The sequence below is a fragment of the Rhodoferax sp. GW822-FHT02A01 genome (assembly GCF_038784515.1).
GTDB lineage: Bacteria > Pseudomonadota > Gammaproteobacteria > Burkholderiales > Burkholderiaceae_C > Allorhodoferax.
The window spans coordinates 1,574,900-1,593,039 of the sequence record NZ_CP152376.1 but is presented as its reverse complement, the minus strand read 5'-3'; the positions used below and the strand labels follow the sequence as shown (position 1 = coordinate 1,593,039).

The 18,140-nt window shown below is 62.0% G+C and carries 22 protein-coding genes; 11 read left to right on the top strand and 11 right to left on the bottom strand.

Translation table 11 applies throughout. The features are described from left to right. Positions 1 to 18 precede the first annotated feature (18 nt). The gene (locus AAGF34_RS07560; protein ID WP_342620001.1) at positions 19 to 1,506 is read right to left on the bottom strand and encodes a PLP-dependent aminotransferase family protein; all 1,488 of its coding nucleotides are present in this window, start codon (positions 1,504 to 1,506) and stop codon (positions 19 to 21) included. A gap of 88 nt (positions 1,507 to 1,594) precedes the next feature. Between AAGF34_RS07560 and AAGF34_RS07555 the strand changes: the two genes are divergently transcribed. Together AAGF34_RS07555 and AAGF34_RS07550 are read left to right on the top strand one after the other, a co-directional pair. Then, on the top strand, positions 1,595 to 2,218 hold the full coding sequence (locus AAGF34_RS07555) for an FMN-binding negative transcriptional regulator (RefSeq protein WP_342620000.1): 624 nt from the start codon (positions 1,595 to 1,597) through the stop codon (positions 2,216 to 2,218). A gap of 5 nt (positions 2,219 to 2,223) precedes the next feature. Further along, a complete protein-coding gene (locus AAGF34_RS07550; protein WP_342619999.1) occupies positions 2,224 to 2,505 on the top strand; it encodes an antibiotic biosynthesis monooxygenase in 282 nt (93 codons plus the stop codon). A gap of 111 nt (positions 2,506 to 2,616) precedes the next feature. On the opposite strand, the gene AAGF34_RS07545 is transcribed toward AAGF34_RS07550, so the two are convergent. Further along, positions 2,617 to 3,240: a cysteine hydrolase family protein gene (locus AAGF34_RS07545; RefSeq protein ID WP_342619998.1), complete on the bottom strand. Its 624-nt coding sequence runs from the start codon at positions 3,238 to 3,240 to the stop codon at positions 2,617 to 2,619. Between the two features lie 100 nt (positions 3,241 to 3,340). Between AAGF34_RS07545 and AAGF34_RS07540 the strand changes: the two genes are divergently transcribed. Further along, positions 3,341 to 4,363 carry a helix-turn-helix domain-containing protein gene (locus AAGF34_RS07540; protein WP_342619997.1) on the top strand — a complete coding sequence of 341 codons (1,023 nt, stop codon included), beginning with the start codon at positions 3,341 to 3,343 and terminating at the stop codon, positions 4,361 to 4,363. Between the two features lie 68 nt (positions 4,364 to 4,431). On the opposite strand, the gene AAGF34_RS07535 is transcribed toward AAGF34_RS07540, so the two are convergent. Beyond that, positions 4,432 to 5,298 (bottom strand): aldo/keto reductase family oxidoreductase, encoded by an 867-nt coding sequence (locus AAGF34_RS07535; protein ID WP_342619996.1) that lies wholly within the window; start codon positions 5,296 to 5,298, stop codon positions 4,432 to 4,434. A gap of 100 nt (positions 5,299 to 5,398) precedes the next feature. Here AAGF34_RS07535 and AAGF34_RS07530 point away from each other — a divergent pair, with 100 nt between their 5' ends. Then, complete coding sequence (locus tag AAGF34_RS07530; RefSeq protein WP_342619995.1) at positions 5,399 to 6,298, top strand: LysR family transcriptional regulator; 900 nt, start codon at positions 5,399 to 5,401, stop codon at positions 6,296 to 6,298. Between the two features lie 127 nt (positions 6,299 to 6,425). Beyond that, positions 6,426 to 7,013 (top strand): polymer-forming cytoskeletal protein, encoded by a 588-nt coding sequence (locus tag AAGF34_RS07525; protein ID WP_342619994.1) that lies wholly within the window; start codon positions 6,426 to 6,428, stop codon positions 7,011 to 7,013. A 27-nt stretch (positions 7,014 to 7,040) separates the two neighbouring features. Here AAGF34_RS07525 and maiA read toward each other — a convergent pair whose 3' ends face one another. Together maiA and AAGF34_RS07515 are read right to left on the bottom strand one after the other, a co-directional pair. Continuing rightward, positions 7,041 to 7,688, bottom strand: coding sequence for a maleylacetoacetate isomerase (gene maiA, locus AAGF34_RS07520; protein ID WP_342619993.1), 648 nt, complete (start codon positions 7,686 to 7,688; stop codon positions 7,041 to 7,043). Between the two features lie 6 nt (positions 7,689 to 7,694). Next, the gene (locus AAGF34_RS07515; RefSeq protein ID WP_342619992.1) at positions 7,695 to 8,192 is read right to left on the bottom strand and encodes an Lrp/AsnC family transcriptional regulator; all 498 of its coding nucleotides are present in this window, start codon (positions 8,190 to 8,192) and stop codon (positions 7,695 to 7,697) included. Between the two features lie 108 nt (positions 8,193 to 8,300). On the opposite strand from AAGF34_RS07515, the gene hppD reads away from it, so the two are divergent. The 6 genes from hppD to AAGF34_RS07485 are packed head-to-tail and all read left to right on the top strand — an operon-like array spanning position 8,301 to position 13,128. After that, a complete protein-coding gene (hppD, locus tag AAGF34_RS07510) occupies positions 8,301 to 9,389 on the top strand; it encodes a 4-hydroxyphenylpyruvate dioxygenase (RefSeq protein ID WP_342619991.1) in 1,089 nt (362 codons plus the stop codon). Then, the gene (locus AAGF34_RS07505; RefSeq protein ID WP_342619990.1) at positions 9,386 to 9,931 is read left to right on the top strand and encodes a VOC family protein; all 546 of its coding nucleotides are present in this window, start codon (positions 9,386 to 9,388) and stop codon (positions 9,929 to 9,931) included. Before hppD ends, AAGF34_RS07505 begins: the two co-directional genes overlap by 4 nt. Continuing rightward, entirely contained in the window at positions 9,928 to 11,202 is a 1,275-nt protein-coding gene (gene fahA, locus AAGF34_RS07500; RefSeq protein WP_342619989.1) for a fumarylacetoacetase, read from the top strand. Before AAGF34_RS07505 ends, fahA begins: the two co-directional genes overlap by 4 nt. A 12-nt stretch (positions 11,203 to 11,214) precedes the next feature. Further along, complete coding sequence (locus AAGF34_RS07495) at positions 11,215 to 11,517, top strand: 4a-hydroxytetrahydrobiopterin dehydratase (protein WP_342619988.1); 303 nt, start codon at positions 11,215 to 11,217, stop codon at positions 11,515 to 11,517. Positions 11,518 to 11,525: 8 nt separating this feature from the next. Continuing rightward, on the top strand, positions 11,526 to 12,422 hold the full coding sequence (gene phhA / locus AAGF34_RS07490) for a phenylalanine 4-monooxygenase (protein WP_342619987.1): 897 nt from the start codon (positions 11,526 to 11,528) through the stop codon (positions 12,420 to 12,422). A 1-nt stretch (position 12,423) separates the two neighbouring features. Next, positions 12,424 to 13,128: an SDR family NAD(P)-dependent oxidoreductase gene (locus AAGF34_RS07485; protein WP_342619986.1), complete on the top strand. Its 705-nt coding sequence runs from the start codon at positions 12,424 to 12,426 to the stop codon at positions 13,126 to 13,128. A gap of 22 nt (positions 13,129 to 13,150) precedes the next feature. Here AAGF34_RS07485 and dhaK read toward each other — a convergent pair whose 3' ends face one another. Genes dhaK through AAGF34_RS07455 form a run of 6 tightly spaced genes read right to left on the bottom strand, consistent with a single transcriptional unit; the run spans position 13,151 to position 18,140 of the window. After that, positions 13,151 to 14,140 (bottom strand): dihydroxyacetone kinase subunit DhaK, encoded by a 990-nt coding sequence (gene dhaK / locus AAGF34_RS07480; RefSeq protein ID WP_342619985.1) that lies wholly within the window; start codon positions 14,138 to 14,140, stop codon positions 13,151 to 13,153. 34 nt (positions 14,141 to 14,174) lie between these two features. Next, positions 14,175 to 14,771: a dihydroxyacetone kinase subunit DhaL gene (gene dhaL / locus AAGF34_RS07475; protein ID WP_342619984.1), complete on the bottom strand. Its 597-nt coding sequence runs from the start codon at positions 14,769 to 14,771 to the stop codon at positions 14,175 to 14,177. A 23-nt stretch (positions 14,772 to 14,794) separates the two neighbouring features. Next, on the bottom strand, positions 14,795 to 15,826 hold the full coding sequence (locus AAGF34_RS07470; protein ID WP_342619983.1) for an ABC transporter ATP-binding protein: 1,032 nt from the start codon (positions 15,824 to 15,826) through the stop codon (positions 14,795 to 14,797). Next, on the bottom strand, positions 15,819 to 16,946 hold the full coding sequence (locus AAGF34_RS07465; RefSeq protein WP_342619982.1) for an ABC transporter ATP-binding protein: 1,128 nt from the start codon (positions 16,944 to 16,946) through the stop codon (positions 15,819 to 15,821). The genes AAGF34_RS07470 and AAGF34_RS07465 overlap by 8 nt, the downstream gene beginning before the upstream one ends. A gap of 5 nt (positions 16,947 to 16,951) precedes the next feature. Continuing rightward, positions 16,952 to 17,170 (bottom strand): hypothetical protein, encoded by a 219-nt coding sequence (locus tag AAGF34_RS07460; protein WP_342619981.1) that lies wholly within the window; start codon positions 17,168 to 17,170, stop codon positions 16,952 to 16,954. A 13-nt stretch (positions 17,171 to 17,183) separates the two neighbouring features. Then, a complete protein-coding gene (locus AAGF34_RS07455) occupies positions 17,184 to 18,140 on the bottom strand; it encodes a carbohydrate ABC transporter permease (protein ID WP_342619980.1) in 957 nt (318 codons plus the stop codon).

The following is an 18,140-nucleotide window of genomic DNA, read 5'->3' as shown; positions in this document are numbered from 1 at the left end:
TGACCATGCGCAAGATAGTCAATGCGCCGGGGTCCATGTGGCGAGCAACGCACCCAGAATGCGCATGCCTTGCTGAATCTGCTCAACCGTCAGACTGGCATATCCCAGAATGAAACCGGCGGGCCGGTACGCGGCAGATTCCAGGCTCGCAAACAGTGTGGACACCGGATAGATACCCACACCCACCGCGCGCGCCGCAGCCACCAGAGCCGGCTCGTCACCGGGACGCAAAAAGGGCAGCCACAACACCACATGCAGACCCGCAGCGGTGCCCCTTACTTGCGCTTCCTCGGGAAGGTACTGTGCCACGGCATCCAGCAAGGCAGCGCGGCGGCGCTCGTTTTCACGACGCATGCGTCGCACATGGCGTTCGTACGCACCGCTCTGTATCAATGCAGCCAGCACCCGCTGCTCCAGCACGGGCGCATGCCGGTCGGTCAGGCGCTTGGCCTGCCGGAATACAGGCACCAATTCCACCGGCAGCACCACATAGCCGATCCGCAGCTGCGGAGACAATGCCTTGGAGAATGTGCCGACATAAGTCACACGGCCATCGCCATCAATGGACTGCAGCGCGTCGATGGGGCGCTGCCCGTAGCGGAACTCGCCGTCGTAGTCGTCTTCCACGATCCAGGCGTTCTGGCGCCGTGCCCACTGCAGCAGTTCCTGGCGCCGCCCGATCGGCAGCACGCCTCCCAGTGGAAACTGGTGGGAGGGTGTTGCGTAGACCAGGCGGGCGCCGTCCGCGTGGGGCAATTGGCCAGTATCCATGCCCTGTGCATCCACAGGCACGGGACAGCAGCGTGCACCCGTGGCCTCGAAACAGCGGCGTGCCATCAGGTAGCCGGGATCTTCAAACACAAAGATGTCGCCGGCATTGAGCAGCAGCCGCGCGCACAGATCGATGGCCTGCTGCGAGCCATGCACGATCAGAATCTGCTCGGCGCTGCAGGCCAGGCCCCGGGCCCGCCGCAGATAGCCTTGCACCGCGTGGCGTAGCTGCTCATCACCTTCGGGAGGGACGTAGTACAGGCGGCGCTGCTGTTGCAGCAACTCCGACTGGTAAGCCCGCCGCCATGCCAGCGTGGGGAAGTCGCGATGGGCCACTGCCCCGTAGAGAAAGTCAAACCGGAGTGGCTCGGTATGCGGTAGCGCGGGCATGCCGATCGCGCTGAGGCGGCGCCCGAAATCAGACAGTGCGGGATTCGGCCGGGCCTGGCGTTTGCGCGGCATGGCGGGTGCGGCAGAGGCAGTGAATCGTTTGGTGACTCTGGCCACCCGACCCGTGGAGGTAGCCAGATAGCCCTCGGCTGCAAGCTGCTCGTAGGCTGCCGTGACGGTCGTGCGCGATACACCCAGTTCGGCCGCAAGGCTGCGTGTAGAAGGTGCGCGGGCGCCCGCTGGCAAGGTACCGTCGTTGATCTGGGCCCGCAGCAACGCATAGATGCCGCGTCCGGCTCCGTTGGCAACGCGTTGGGATCTAGATCGACTTGTCAACTGGCCCATGAATATTGTGAAAAACTGGTTCTTCTCATTGTGCCGGTTTCAGGCGACAGTTGCGATCATTCCGTTCAACCCCTGCTCCAACACCACGATGTACATCCCTGCCCACTTTGCCGAAACCCGATCTGACGAGCTGCACCGTATCGTTCGCGAGAATCCGCTGGGAATGCTGGTGACCCATGGCGACGCTGGTCTGGATGCGGACCACATTCCGTTTGAGCTGGATGCAGCCACCGGAGCACACGGCGCTTTGCTCGCACACGTGGCCCGCGCCAATCCCCTGTGGCAGCGCTGTCCGACCGGCACGCCTGTGATGGTGGTGTTCCGTGGAGTGCAGGCCTACATTTCGCCCAACTGGTACCCCAGCAAGCATGAGACCCATCGCCAGGTGCCGACCTGGAACTACGAGGTGGTGCATGCCCACGGCACTCTCACCATTCACGACGACGAGCGCTTTCTGCGACGTCTGCTGGCCCATCTCACGCGCCGGCACGAGGCCACCGAACCCAAGCCCTGGAAGATGGGCGACTCCGCGCCAGAGTACATAGACGCCATGCTGCGCAATGTAGTGGGAATCGAGATCACCTTGAGCTCGCTGGTGGGCAAGACCAAGCTCAGCCAGAACCGGGAGGAGCGTGATCGCCTGGGTGCAGCCGACACGCTGGAGGCACGTGGAAACAACGCCATGGCACACGCCATGCGCAAAGCCGGTTGAGCACGGTGTACAGCGCCACTTTCATTTTTGCCAAGGGCGTGTTCGATGATGCGTTCTTTGCGCTCGATGCCGAGATTGCCGCGCTTGCGAAATCCATCCCAGGCTACCTGGGCGAAGAAGCGTGGGAGAACCCGGCCACGGGTCTGATTTCCAATGTGTACTACTGGGAGACCCTCGAGGCACTGCAGACCTTGATCAAACACCCTGCGCAGGTCGTACGCATCTACGGGGACGGCGGCATTGCGCACCCGCTAGGCCATCACACCGGGACCGGGCATTGCCTATGACTTGGTCAAGTACGTGGGTGCCCTTTACCTGATGAAAGGAGTTCTGGTGGAGGCGTTGAACGTCAAGACTGCGCTGTTCTTTCCGGCTGAAGTCGGCGCTGGCCCATCAACTCACCATTGCAGCGCCTGTTGATTGGAGGCGTGGATGTTGCTGCGTGCGAGTACCGTGCCTGCACGAACAGCTTCTGCCCATGTCTGTGTGGTGACGACTGCAGCGAAGCGCGAGTGCATGACCACGCTGAATACCCGGTGGATGTCCATGGCGCTGGCGTAGCCGGCCTCATTGCGATAGGGCACTGCGCCGGTTGCGTCGGCCAGAAATTCCACCGTGAGTCCGCGGTGCACCGCGTCGAAGACGGTGGACGCATCACAGTTGTGTGTCATGTAGCCCGCGACCGTCAGTGTGTCGATGTTCTTTGACTTCAGCCAGGCTTCCAGATTGGTTTCGGTGAATGCGCTGGGCAGCGTCTTCTCCACATAGTGGTCGCGCGGTCGTGATGCAACCACGTCGTGCAGCGCCCATCCATCCGACCCATGTGCAAACAGCGGAGCAGTGGGCGCTGTGCGGTTCTGCACCACGATGACGGGAACACCGGCTGCATGCGCCACGTCCATGGCGTGGCCGATGTTGGATAGCGAGATGTCAATGGGTGGGTATTCAATCCTCAGATTGCCGGTGATGTATTCGTTCTGCACGTCGATGACGATCAGTGCGCGGCGGGGTGTGGTGCTCATGGTGTGTTCCTTTCGGTGTGTAGAAGATGAGTAGGAATTCTGGAAGTTGGTCGCCTATTTGACGAGTGGCCCGAATGCCATTCTTCGATAGAATTGGGCCATGTCCACCCGTCGCGCACCGGCTGTCACTTCGTCACTCTCCGCCAGAAAAACATCGGGTAAGCCGCGGCACATCGTCGTGGTTGCTTTCGATGGGATAAGCCCGTTCCATCTGTCGGTGCCATGTCTGGTATTCGGCGAAGACCGTTCGGACATAGGCGTTGCACCGTTTGACTTTGCGGTTTGCGCCGTCGAGTCCGGACCACTGTCGACGTCCGCCGGATTCCGCATTGATGCCAAACATGGCCTGGGTGCTCTGCGCAATGCGGATGTGGTGGTGATACCGAGTTGGCGTGACGTGGACGAGCGCCCACCAGGGGCGCTGCTGCGTGCTCTGGTGGCTGCACACCGGCGCGGCGCCACGGTAGTGGGTCTTTGCCTGGGTGCCTTCGTGCTGGCGCAAGCTGGCTTGCTGGATGGCAGAAAGGCCACCACCCACTGGCACTGGGCCTCGCTGTTTGCCAGCCGCTATCCGCTGGTACGTCTGGACCCCAGTGTGCTCTACGTGGATGAAGACCGCGTCGTTACCTCCGCGGGTACGGCAGCCAGCATCGATTGCTGCCTGCACCTTTTGCGCACCTGGTGCGGTGCCACCCTGGCCAACCGCGTGGCGCGCCGTCTGGTGGTGGCCCCGCATCGCACCGGGGGCCAGTCACAGTTCATTGAAGAGGCGATTCCCCAGACCGGGCGGGGAGGTCGCATGAATGAGTTGCTGGAGTGGCTGCAGACGCGGCTGAACCATGCACACGACATCGATACGCTGGCCGCACGCCTGGCCATGAGTCGGCGCACTTTTACCCGGCACTTTCAGCGCACGACCGGAACCACGCTGGTGCAATGGCTCACCTGGCAGCGACTGGCACGCGCCAGCCAGTTGCTGGAGTCGTCTGACCGATCGGTGGAGGCCATTGCAGAGGAGTCCGGCTTTGGTTCACCGGTGTCGCTGCGCCAGCATTTTGTTGCCCGCTATGGTGTGTCCCCCACGGCTTACAGACGCCAATTTCAGGCAGTTGCTGATGCTTAGGAAATGGCGGATGTGCGCGGCGAGACTGCCGTACAAACTGATCCCGTTGCGCAATTGGCCGGTGGCACCTATTGCGTGATTGTGTCCAGCTGCGCCAATGTGTCTGAAGTCAGTGTCAGCTGCGCCGCGGCCAGGTTCTCCCGCAGATGGGCCACGGACGAAGTGCCGGGTATCAGAAGGATGTTGGGAGAACGCTGCAACAGCCAGGCCAGGGCCACTTGCATGGGTGTGGCACCGAGTTGCTGCGCAACGCCCGAAAGCTCCGAAGACTGCAGCGGTGTGAAGCCGCCCAGCGGAAAGAACGGCACGTAGGCGATGCCTTGCTGAGCCAGGTCGTCAATCATTCCGTCGTCATCGCGATGGGCCAGGTTGTACATGTTTTGCACGCACACGATCTCGCAAATAGAACGCCCTTGCGCAACCTGCGTGGGCGTGACGTTGCTCAGGCCGATGTGGCGCACCAGCCCTTGCTGCTGCAATTCGGCCAGAACCGTCAACGGCTCCTCCAGCGAGCCTTCGACAGGACCATGCACACCAAGCATGCTGCGCAGGTTCACGACATCCAACACGTCCAGTCCCAGATTGCGCAGATTGTCATGAACTGCCTGTATCAATTCATCGCTTGACATGGCGGGTAGCCAGGCACCATCGGCACCGCGGCGCGCGCTGATCTTGGTAACGATGGTGAGGTGATCAGGGTACGGATGCAATGCCTCGCGGATGATCTGATTGGTGACGTGCGGTCCATAGAAATCGGAAGTGTCGATATGGTCCACGCCGCTGGCAAGGGCTTCGCGCAGAACCGCCAGCGCAGCATCGCGGTCTTTGGGCGGACCGAAGACACCGGGGCCCGCGAGCTGCATGGCACCATAGCCGAGCCGATTGACCGAGCGGCGGCCGAGTGGGTAGATGGAGTGTGAAGCGTGGTGCGACATGGTCGAGGTTCCCGTGGGGTTGAAGTGGGCGAATGGTAGGTGCCCACCCTTTGTTCGACAATCCGCCACAATGCGCACGGGTTGTACGAATTACTGAACAATGGAAGCTGACCTCGGCGATTTGAATGCATTCCTTGCCGTTGCGCGTGCCGGCGGTTTCCGCGTGGGTGCCCGGGCCAGCGGAACCAGCGCCTCTGGCCTGAGCGAGGCAGTGCGCCGTCTGGAAACCCAACTCGGTGTCCGGCTGCTCCATCGCACGACGCGCAGCGTTGTTCCAACCGAGGCCGGGCAACGCCTGATTGAGCGGCTTGCACCCGCGTTGACCGAAGTGCAATCCGCACTCGACGTGGTCAATGGTTTTCGTGATCGGCCGGCGGGCACACTGCGGCTCAATGCAGCGGTCAGTGCTGCACGGCTGGTTTTGCCAGCGATCATTCCCGCCTTTCTCGAAGCCTACCCCGACATCCAGCTGGAAGTATTCGCGGACGACAGCTTTGTGGATGTGATTGCGGTCGGGTGCGACGCAGGCATTCGTTACGAGGAACGACTGGAAAAGGACATGATTGCCGTGCCCATCGGGCCCCGCGTGCAGCGTTTCGCATTGGCCGCATCGCCGGGCTATCTGGATCGGTGTGGACGCCCTCAGCACCCCAGCGAGTTGCTGCATCACGCCTGCCTGCGCGGGCGCTTTGCCAGCGGCGCCATGCCCACGTGGGAGTTCGAACGTAAAGGCGAGGTGGTACGCATCACGCCCGCCGGTCCGCTCATCGTGCAAATCGGCTCAGCAGTTGATCTTCTGGTTGAAACAGCAATGGCCGGAACGGGCCTGGTGTACCTGTTTGACGAGTGGCTGCGCCCCCAACTCGACAGCGGTGCACTGGAGCCCGTGCTCGAGGCCTGGTGGCCCCGTTTTTCGGGGCCGTTCTTGTACTACCCGGGTAGAAAGCTTCCACCGGCACCGCTGCGCGCGTTCATCGACTTTGTCCGGGCCGCAGCGTAGTCGCGTGGGGTGTCATTGACGGCACGTACATTTGGTCGCACAAGAACCATAGATGTTGCAATTGACCAAGGGCATTTGCGAGATGACGGGGCTAGCATGCAGTCTCTTCATCTCTGAAAGTACCACGATGGCATTGCAACCCGCATTCTTTGGTAAACGCCCCAACGATCCCCTTGCTTCCCGTCCGCTCCCGGGCCAACCCGGCGCCGTCGCAGGCTCGCACCCGGTCGCCGCTGGAGCGGCACCGGTAGCCCCGGCACCGACGCCAGCACCCGTTCAGGCACCTGCGGCGCCTATCGAGAGTGCGGCCACACCGGCCATATCCGGCGCACCCATCAAGGAGGGTGGCAGCAAGCTCACGGTGGGGCCCAACATCAAGCTCAAGGGTGTGGAAATCACCGACTGCGACACATTGATTGTTGAAGGCACGGTGGAAGCCACGATGGACTCGCGCGTCATGCACATCACCTCAATCGGCGCATTCAAGGGCTCGGCGGAGATTGACTACGCCGAGATTCACGGCGCCTTCAACGGTGATCTGACGGTGCGCGAAAAACTGGTGGTCTATTCCACCGGACGCGTGAGCGGCAAGATCCGTTACGGCAAACTGGTGATCGAGGAAGGTGGCCAGTTGACGGGTGATATCCAGTTTGGCACGGCCAATCCATCCAAGGAATCAGCGTCCGCCAAGGTGGGGCTGCTGGCCGCCGCATGATGCCCTGACATCTTGCGGCGCGGCGCGTTACTGGGCGTCAGGCTGCATGTGCGGCGCCGCCCTCTGGAATGCATCCAGTTGCTGGCAGGCAGCCTCCACGCTGCGTAGCCGGGGGTAGGCATCCAGCGGGACCTGGAACCGCCTGGCGTTGTACATCTGCGGCACCAAGCAACACTCTGCCATACCGGGGACATCACCGATGCAGAAGATGCTTGCCTGGGGCCGCGTTTGCAGCATGCGCTCCAGAGCCTCAAAGCCCAGCGTGACCCAGTGCTGGTACCAGGCAGCCCTGGCGGAAGCGTCAACGGCCAAATCATGCTCAAGGTAGTGCAGCACGCGCAGATTGTTCAAGGGATGGATGTCACAGGCAATCAGTTGGGACAGTGCGCGCACCTTGGCGCGACCAGCGGCATCTGCAGGCAGCAGTGGCGGATCGGGATACACCTCGTCCAGGTATTCCATGATGGCCAATGACTGGCCCATTGGCAGGCCCTGATCAATCAACGTGGGCACCAGATGGGACGGGTTGATATCGGCATAGGCCGGCGCGTGCTGCATGCCACCGTCCTTGAGCAAATGCACAGGGATCGTGTCGAAGGCAAGCCCCTTGAGGTTGAGCGCGATGCGCACACGGTAGGCGGCCGAACTGCGAAAGTAGGAATACAGGATGGGCATGGGCGGCTAGCGCTTCAAATGATCAAGAGGCAGCTCGGTACTGCTCTTGATGCAGTTGAGAACGATGTTTGAGCGGATACTGCCTACACCCTGGATGCGGGTAATGCGCCGCAGCACCTGCTCTGACAGTTGCCCCAGGTCCGCACACACGATGTGCAGGATGTAGTCCGACTCGCCAGCCACCGAGTAGCACTCCAGCACTTCGGCAATGGTGCCAATCTCTTTCTCGAAGGCAATGCCTTCGTCACCCCCGTGGCGGGTCAGCGTGACATAGCTCATCGCCCGCACACCCAGGCCCAACACTTTGGGTTCCAGCAGCGCCACATAGCGGCGGATGAAGCCTCCTGCCTGCAAGCGCTGCACCCGTCGGCTCACCTGGGATGCGGACAAATGCACCCGCTCGCCGATCTGCTGGTGGGTGGCGTACGCGTCTCGCTGCAATGCAGCAAAAAGGCTGATGTCAAAGCTATCAAGCAATGAATCGTCTGTACTTTTGATATTCATGCACGAATTATGCACAAACGTCGCAATTGACAGAAAACATGCATACCGTTTGCATTCCGCTTTGGCCACAATTTGCCTATATCTAACACTACTCCCGAGGAGCTTGCCATGACCACGAAAACGACTGATTTGTTCGAGAACCCCATGGGCCTGATGGGCTTTGAATTTGTGGAGTTCGCCTCCCCGCTGGCTGGTGTGATCGAGCCGGTTTTTGAGCGCATGGGTTTTCAGCTGGTGGCCAGGCATCGCTCCAAGAACGTCGTGCTGTATCGGCAAGGCGATATCAACTTCATTGTCAACCGCGAGCCCAAATCTGTGGCCGGCTACTTCGCTGCCGAACACGGACCCAGCGCCTGCGGCATGGCGTTCCGCGTCAAGGATTCACACCATGCGTACAACCGCGCCCTGGAGCTGGGTGCCCAGCCGGTGGAATTGCGTCCCGGCCCGATGGAGCTCAACCTGCCCGCCATCAAGGGCATTGGCGGTGCGCCCCTGTACCTGATAGATCGCTATGAGGACGGCAAATCCATCTACGACATCGACTTTGAATTCATCGAAGGCGTGGACCGCCATCCACAAGGCCATGGCCTGAAGTTGATTGACCACCTGACGCATAACGTCTACCGCGGCCGCATGGCCTTCTGGGCAGACTTCTATGAGCGGCTGTTCAATTTCCGTGAGCTCCGCTATTTCGACATCAAGGGCGAATACACCGGACTGACTTCCAAGGCCATGACCGCCCCGGACGGAAAAATTCGCATCCCCTTGAACGAAGAAGCGCGCCAGGGCGGTGGTCAGATCGAAGAGTACCTGATGCAATTCAACGGAGAAGGGATCCAGCACATCGCCCTGATCTGCGACGACCTGGTCAGCACCGTAGACAAGCTCGCCATGGCCGGTGTGCCGCTGATGACCGCGCCCAATGACGTGTACTACGAAATGCTGGATGGCCGCCTGCCTGGCCACGGTCAGCCGGTGGCGCAACTGCAGACGCGCGGCATTTTGCTGGACGGCTCGACGGAAGGCGGCAAACCGCGCCTGTTGCTGCAGATCTTCTCGCAACCCCAGCTCGGGCCGGTGTTCTTTGAATTCATCCAGCGCCAGGGAGACGAAGGCTTTGGCGAAGGCAATTTCAAAGCCTTGTTTGAATCGCTGGAACGCGATCAGGTGCGCCGCGGCGCTTTGGAGGTCGCATGAAAATAGAACGCATCCACCACGTCGCCTACCGCTGCAAAGACGCCAAGGAGACGGTCCTCTGGTACCAGAAGATGCTGCACATGGACTTTGTGCTTGCCATCGCCGAAGACCTTGTGCCCAGCACCAAGGCGCCCGACCCCTACATGCATGTCTTTCTGGATGCAGGGCAGGGCAATGTGCTGGCATTCTTTGAACTGCCCACCCAGCCGCCTATGGGCCGTGACCCCAATACGCCGGCCTGGGTGCAGCACATTGCCTTCAAGGTGAAGGACCGCGAAGAGCTGCTGCAGTTCAAGGCGCACCTGGAGGAACAGGGCGTCGATGTACTGGGTGTGACGGACCACGGCATTTTTCACAGCATCTACTTCTTTGATCCCAATGGCCACCGCCTGGAGTTGTCCTGCCCCGACCCCGACGAACAGGCCAAGCTGGCACAGATGGATCAGGTGAAGTGGGCCATGCTGGAAGAATGGAGCGTGACCAAGCGCGCGCCCAGGCACGCCGCCTTTTTGCATGCCAATGAGTTCGGAGCCCCAGCATGAGTGCATTGGATGCCACGCACGCACCTGGGACGCGGAGCTGGGTCGAATCGGCCAATGCGCCAGACACCGACTTCCCCGTCCAGAACCTGCCCTTCGGTCGTTTTCGCCACGACTTGACGGAGCCGTGGCGAATCGGCGTGGCCATCGGCGACCGGGTTCTGGATCTGCACGCAACCGGGCTTGTAGACCACAACGACATGCATCGCCTGATGGCCGAGCCCGTGCCACGGCGCCGTGCCTTGCGTCTTGCCTTGTGGGAAGGGCTGCGTGAGGGATCGGCTCTGCAAGGTGTATGGACCCAGGCCTTGCTGCGACGGACCGAGGTGGAATTGGGCCTGCCCTGCGAGATAGGCGACTATACGGACTTCTATACCGGCATCCACCATGCCACCACGGTGGGCAAACTCCTGCGCCCTGACAACCCCTTGCTACCCAACTACAAATGGCTGCCCATCGGCTACCACGGACGGGCCTCCAGCATCGGTGCCAGCGGCCAGCAGTTTCATCGCCCGCGCGGCCAGACGCTCAAGCCTGGCGCTACCGTGCCCGATTTCGGCCCCAGCGCTAGGCTGGACTATGAATTGGAGCTGGGAGCCTGGATTGGAACGGGCAACGCGCAGGGCACTCCTGTTTCGATGGCAGATGCCGAAAATGCGATCTTCGGCGTCACACTGCTCAATGACTGGAGTGCACGCGATGTGCAGACCTGGGAGTACCAGCCTTTGGGTCCGTTTCTGGCCAAGAGCTTCGCCACTACCGTCTCCCCCTGGCTGGTGACCCTGGAGGCGCTGGCTCCATTCCGTACGGCATTTGTGCGGAACGCCGCCGACCCGCAACCACTGCCCTACCTCGATAGCGAAGCCAACCGTTTGCAGGGGGCGCTGAACATACAGCTGGAAGTCTGGTTGCAAACCCCGGCGATGCGTGAAGCTGGCAGCACCGGCGTGCGACTATCGCAGTCGAACATGCGCGATGCCTACTGGACACTTGCGCAACTGGTGGCCCACCATACGGTCAATGGCTGCAACTTGCGCGCAGGAGACCTGCTGGGCACCGGCACCCTGTCCGGCCCGGCTCCGGAACAAGGTGGCTCCCTGCTGGAGCTGACACAAGGCGGCAAGCGTCCGCTGCCCCTGCCCAATGGCGAGACGCGCACTTTTTTGCAGGACGGTGATGCCGTCATTCTGCGCGCTGCATGCGAGGCGCCCCAGGCCCGGCGCATCGGTTTCGGCGAATGCCGGGGCACTGTGCTGGCCGCACGGGACCTGTAAAGGAGGCCACGCATGGAACCTATCAACCCGGACACCTTTGGCAGCCTGCAGCAGAGTTGGCCCCATTGGCATTTCAGCCCGGAGCGCGGCGGCCAGATGATGCGCGAACTGGTCTTTGCTGACTTTGCCCAGGCATTTGGCTTCATGGTCCAGATCGCCATCTTGGCTGAAAAACGCAACCACCATCCCGAATGGCGCAATGTCTACAACCGGGTGGAAATCACCCTCACCACCCATGACGTGCAGGGGCTGTCGCAGCGCGACCTGGATCTGGCACACAGCATTGACACGGCCTTTGCAGGTCTTTCGAGGTAATCACCACCATGAACCCATCTACAAGCTCTTCTTCCCAAAAGCACGGCCTGGCCGCAGGAAATGACATTGCGCCCGAGCGAGCCGACTGGACCATCGACCAGGGCTGGGAACGCTACACCCCCGAGGAACACGCAACCTGGAAAACCTTGTACGAGCGCCAGACCCGGCTTCTGCCGGGACGCGCCTGCGACGAGTTCGTGCAAGGCATGCGTGATTTGCCGATCGGGGCAGACGCCATTCCCGAGTTCAGGCGCTTGAACGATGTACTGATGCGGCGCACCGGGTGGCAAGTGGTGGCGGTGCCTGGCTTGGTCCCCGACGAGGTATTTTTTGAACACCTGGCCAACCGGCGGTTCCCGGCCGGTCACTTCATCCGCAAGCCGCATGAGCTGGACTACCTGGAAGAGCCCGATGTATTTCACGACGTGTTCGGTCATGTTCCCATGCTGATGAATCCTGCCATTGCCGACTACATCCAGGCCTATGGCGTCGGTGGACTGCGCGCCCGGAAACTGGGCGCACTCGACAAGCTGGCACGGGTGTATTGGTACACCGTCGAGTTTGGTCTGGTGCAGCAAAAGGACGGTTTGCGCATCTATGGGGCAGGCATCGCCTCATCTCCATCGGAAAGCATCTTTGCGCTCGAAGATACGTCGCCCAACCGATTGCGCTTTGATCTGCCACGCGTCATGCGCACCCACTATCGCATTGACGATTTCCAGGAAACCTATTTCGTGATCAACAGCTTCGACGAGCTGCTGGAATTGGCCACCATTGACTTTGGCCCCTTGTACGAGCAGGTGAAAAACCAGCAGGAATTCGCCCCGGAGCAGGTGTTGCCACAAGACGTGGTGCTAACGCACGGTACCGGCCGTTACCATGATGCACGACGAGGAGCGAAGTGACATGGACTTTTCAAACAAAACGGTAGTGATCACCGGCGCAGCGGGCAATCTTGGCGGCGCCGTGGCCGACTTGTTTTTCGCTTCCGGTGCCAACCTGGTGTTGCTGGACTTGAAGCGCGATGCATTGACGCAACGCTACGGGCAGGCAACCGATAGGCGCGTGCTGGAAGCTGTCAATCTGCTGGATTCCGCACAGGTGGATGCGGCGGTTCTGGCCGTCGAAAAGCAATTCGGGCGCATTGACGTGCTGTGCAACCTGGCAGGCGGATTCCGCATGGGCAATGCCGTGCACACCACTTCCACTGGCGACTGGGACTTCCTCATGGACATCAATGTCCGTACCCTCTTGAACATGGTTCGTGCAGTCGTGCCCAAAATGCAAACTGCAGGCAGTGGCTGCATCGTCAATGTCGGGGCCCGGTCGGCACTGAGCGGGGCCGCGCAGATGGGAGCCTACTGCGCCACCAAAAGTGCGGTCATCCGCCTGACCGAATCGATGGCCGCTGAATTGCGGGAGCAAAACATCCGCGTCAACTGCGTGCTGCCTTCTATCATCGACACCCCGGAGAACCGGGCCTCCATGCCGAATGCCGATCCAGCGCGCTGGGTTTCCCCGCAAGACCTGGCGCAGGTTATCGCCTTTCTGGCATCGGACGCGGCCCGCGCCGTGCACGGTGCAGCACTGCCCGTGAGCGGCCTGAGCTGAGAGTCCGCACAGGTCAACGCCTCTACATCCCCCAGCGCAGCGCCGCCGTGTGCACCGGTGCATCCCAAAGTTCCAGAAACTCCGAATTGGCCGCTGTCACGGTGATGGAACAGCCCGCCATTTCCAGCGAGGTCACATAGGAACCGGTGAGATAACGCACCACCTTCACACCATGGCGCTCCAGCACACCACGTGCGGCGTTGACCATGAGGTACAACTCCAGCATGGGCGTGCCGCCAAAGCCATTGACCAGGAGGATGACTTCCTGGCCTGCCGTGAGGGCCAGGTCCTTGAGCACCGCGCTGGTGAGCTCTTCCGCAATGTCATCGGCACTGGCCAGCGGCACACGGCGCCGACCGGGCTCACCGTGGATGCCCACGCCCACTTCCATCTCGTGCATGCCGATCTGGAAGGTGGGCTTGCCTGCGGCGGGCACGGTGCAGGATGTCAATGCGACGCCCATGGAGGCGGTGGCCTTGTTGACGGCATTGCCCAGGGCCTGCAGTTGCTCCAGGCTGTCACCACGCTCCGCTGCGGCACCCAGGATTTTTTCGATGATGAGTGTGCCGGCCACACCGCGCCTACCCGTGGTGTAGGTGGAGTCTTCCACGGCCACGTCGTCGTTGACGATGACGATTGCGTTCTCCTGGTCCAGCATGTCGGATGCCATCTGGAAATTCATCATGTCGCCGGAGTAGTTCTTGACGATGAACAGCACACCGACGCCACCGTCCACCGCCTGTGCCGCGTTGAGCATCTGGTTGGGCGTGGGCGAGGTGAAGATCTGGCCCGGGCAGGCCGCGTCCAGCATGCCGTGGCCCACAAAGCCTGCGTGCAAGGGTTCATGCCCCGCACCGCCTCCGGAGATCAGCGCCACCTTGCCGGGCTTGCAGGTCTTGCGCCGCACGAACTCGCGCTCCGCACCCAGGGTCACGATGTTGCTGTGCGCCGCGGCAAAGCCGTCCAGCGATTCCTGCAACACGGTTTCCACGTTGTTCATCAAGTTTTTCATAGCCGGTCCAAAGAGGTAGTTGAAATGGGGGGAATCAGGCCTGCGCCAGCGTGTCACAAAGCGCGCCGATGATCAAGGCCATGGAGCGCGAGCCCGGGTCCACATGGCCCTTGGCGCGGTCGCCCAGAAAGGAGGATCGGCCCCGCGTGGCATCCATGTCGGCGGTGGCCAGTGCGCTGTCGAAGGCACATTGGCGCACGCGCGCCAGCAGATCGGGGCCGCCCTGGGCCAGCACTTTTTGCACCGGGTCCAGCACGTCCAGCAGGGTCTTCTGACCGACCTCGGCCTTGCCCAGGCGGGTGAGCGCTTCTATGCCCTGGCGCAGCGCCACGGCCAGGTCTGCAGCGGTGGCTTGCGACGGCAGCTCCTTGCCCAGCGTGATGAGCAGGGTGCCGAACACCGGCCCGGATGAGCCGCCAATCATGGCCACGCAAATCTTGCCCATGGCCTTGAGGGCCTCGTTGAGCGGCAGGCCGGAAAGCTCCGGCAACTTGGCCTGGATGGCCTGCGCGCCGCGCTTCATGTTGAGGCCGTGGTCGCCATCACCGATGGCCTGGTCCAGCGCGGTCAACTCGTCCAGATGGTCGACCAGCGTTTGGGTCGCGTTGTGAATCAGTGGCTTCAATGGCATGGTGGTTTACCTGTTCCTAAGAGTCATGGTCGAACCCGTTGGTCTGCTGCATCAAACCAAAGGCATTGGGTCATCTCAATCAGCACATCCTGTCCGGTCTCTGCAATCTGGCCGGGGCCGATGGAGGCGATCAACTCCTGCGCGCTGTCCAGCAGGCGCAGATGCACCAGATGCTGGTCACTTAAGCGCTCCAGCCGTATCACCTGTGCCGGCACGCCCGCGGACACGGCGGAGCCGACCGGATGGATGTGCATGTGTTCCGCGCGAACACCCACGGTCTGCACGCTGGCGGGCATCACAAGCTGCGGCAGGCCGGAGCGTGCGATCAGGTTGATGCGCGGCGAGCCCAGACGGCTGGCAACGGCCACCGTGTCCGGGTCCTGGTAGACCTGCTGCGGCGTGCCCAGCTGTACCAGGCGGCCATGGTCCAGCACACCGATGCGGTTGGCCAGCGTTAGCGCCTCCACTTGGTCATGCGTCACATAGAGCAAGGTGGCGCCAGTGTCCTGCTGGATGCGCTTGAGCTCCAGGCGCAGGTCGTTGCGCAGCTTGGCATCCAGCGACGACAGGGGCTCGTCCATCAGATACACCGAGGGGCTGCGCACCAGGGCGCGGCCTATGGCCACGCGCTGCATCTGCCCGCCCGAGAGCTTGGTGGCCGGGTTCTGCAGCTTGTCTTCCATGCGCAGCATGCGCGCCACTTCCAGTACCTTGGCCTTGACGTCAGCCTCATTGGTCTTGCGCAGGGGTGAGCGCAACGGGAACGCTAGGTTGTCGTACACGGTGAGGTGCGGATACAGCGAGTACTGCTGGAACACAAAGGTCACATCGCGCAGGGCCGGTGCGGTGTGCGTCACGTCGCGCCCGTCAATCCACACCGAACCACTGTCCGGTCGCTCCAGGCCAGCCACCAGCCGCAACGTGGTGGTCTTGCCGGCACCGCTGGGCCCGAGCAACACCACGAACTCGCCGCTGGCAACGTCGAGGTTCAAATCGCTGACCGCGGCATGGGCACCGAAGTGCTTGCTCACGCCCTGTAGTCTGAGATCAGCCATGGGCCACCTTTCGGGTTCCAACCGTGCTCAGCGCAATGTCATCACGTGCGGTGCGGATGGCGCGTCCGCTAGCCTGGTCAAACAGCGTCATCTCGCTGCCATCGAGCTCCAGGCCCACCTGGTCCCCCCGCACGGCACGGGTCTGCACACCCACCTTGGCGCGCAACGTGCCACCTGCCGCCGTATTCAACGTGACGATCTGGCAATTGCCCAGGTACTCCACACCCACCACTTCGGCACGCAATGGTGCGTCGGCAGACAGGCGGATGTGCTCGGGCCGCACACCGTAGAGCAGCGGGCGCTGGCTGACATCGTCGGCAACGGCGGGTATGTTCAAGGCAATGTCTCCCAAGGGCAGGGTGGTGGCACCGCGCGCCAGGGCGGCGTTGACGGGCAAGAAGTTCATGGCCGGTGAGCCCATGAAGTCGGCCACGAACACGCTGGCCGGACGTTCATAGATTTCCTGCGGCGCACCCAGCTGCTCGATCACGCCCTGGTTCATGATGGCGATCTTGTCGGCCATGGACATGGCCTCGCGCTGGTCGTGGGTGACGTAGACGGTGGTGGCGCCCAGCCGGTCATGCAGGGCACGCAGCTCCTGGCACATCAGCTCGCGGAACTCGGCATCCAACGCGCCCAAGGGTTCATCCATCATGAAGGCCAGGGGTTGGCGCACGATGGCACGGCCCAGCGCCACGCGCTGGCGGTCGCCACTGGTCAGACCCGAGACCGAGCGCTTGAGCAAGTGGGTGATGTGCAAGGTGCTGGCGGCCTGGGCCACGCGCTGCTCGATCTCGGCACGCGGCACGCCTTGCGAGACCAGCGGAAAGGCGATGTTCTGGCGCACCGTCATGTGCGGGTAGAGCGCAAACATCTGGAACACAAAGGCGATGTCGCGGGCCGATGCGCGCTTGAAGGTAACGTCCTCGTTACCCAGAAAGATGGAGCCGGAGGTCGGCAGCTCCAGCCCGGCAATCATGCGCAGTGTGGTGGTCTTGCCGCAGCCCGAGGGCCCCAGCAGGCAGAAGAACTCGCCATCGTTGACGACAAAGGAGGAGTCCTTCACCGCGGTGAAATCGGCGAAGGCCTTGTGCAGGTTGTGTATGCGTATTTCTGCCATGGTGCTTACTCGGGAAACTTGGACACCACCATGAACATGACGGTGCCCGCCAGCATGGTGATGAAAGACCAGGTGTAGAGCACCAGCGCAAACGGCTGCAGCAGCATGAGCAACCCCAGGCCGATGACGGCGCAGGCCACCAGCTCCAGGGTGTTGCGGCGCAGCCAGCGCGGCCAGGCACGCGCGGGTGCTGGCGGTTGGGAAGAGGGCACAGGGTGTGACATGGAGAGCTCCGCCTTATTTGCGCACCGCGCCGAAGGTGATCCCACGCAGCAAGTGTTTGCGCAGCAGCACGGTGAAGACCAGGATGGGCACCAGGAACAGCGTGGTGCCCGCCGCCACGGCCGGCCAGTCCATGCCACCCTCGCCGATGATGATGGGGATGAAGGGCGGCGCCGTCTGTGCCTCGCCGGAAGTCAGCAGCACTGCAAAGGCGTATTCGTTCCAGGCAAAGATCAGGCAGAAGATGGCAGTGGCCACGATGCCGGTCACCGCCTGCGGCAGCACCACCTTGCGAAAGGCCTGCAGCCGCGTGTAGCCGTCCACCATGGCGGCCTCTTCGTATTCGCGCGGGATCTCGTCGATGAAGCCTTTGAGCAGCCACACCGACAGCGACACGTTGACCGCGCTGTAGAGCAGGATCATGCCCAGCCTCGTGTCGGAGAGACCCAGCTCGCGGTACATCAGGTAGATGGGGATGGCCACGGCAATGGGCGGCATCATGCGGGTGGACAGGATGAAGAACAGCAGGTCATCCTTGAGTGGCACCTTGAAGCGCGAGAACGCATACGCCGCCATCACGCCGAAGCCGACCGAGAGTACGGTGGAACCAAAGGCGATGATCAGCGAGTTGGTGAAGCGCGGTGCGAAGTTGGAGGGGCCCGCCACCACCATCTCCTGGTCACGTGCAATGCGCTCGCAATCGCCCTTGGCCGGTGGCAGGCTGGCAATGTATTCGCGTGTCTGGCGCGAGCGGGTGGTGAACAGGTTGCAATAGCCTTCCACCGAGGGGCTGAAGACCACCTTGGGCGGATAGCTGATGGCGTCGGCCGGCGTCTTGAAGCCGGTCATGATGATCCACACCAGCGGGATGATGGTGACCAGGGCGTAGAACACGACAAGCGTGCCGGCCACCCAGCGCGTCTGCGCCGAGGGCTCTACAACGGAGTGGGCGGTGCTGATACCTGTGCGCAT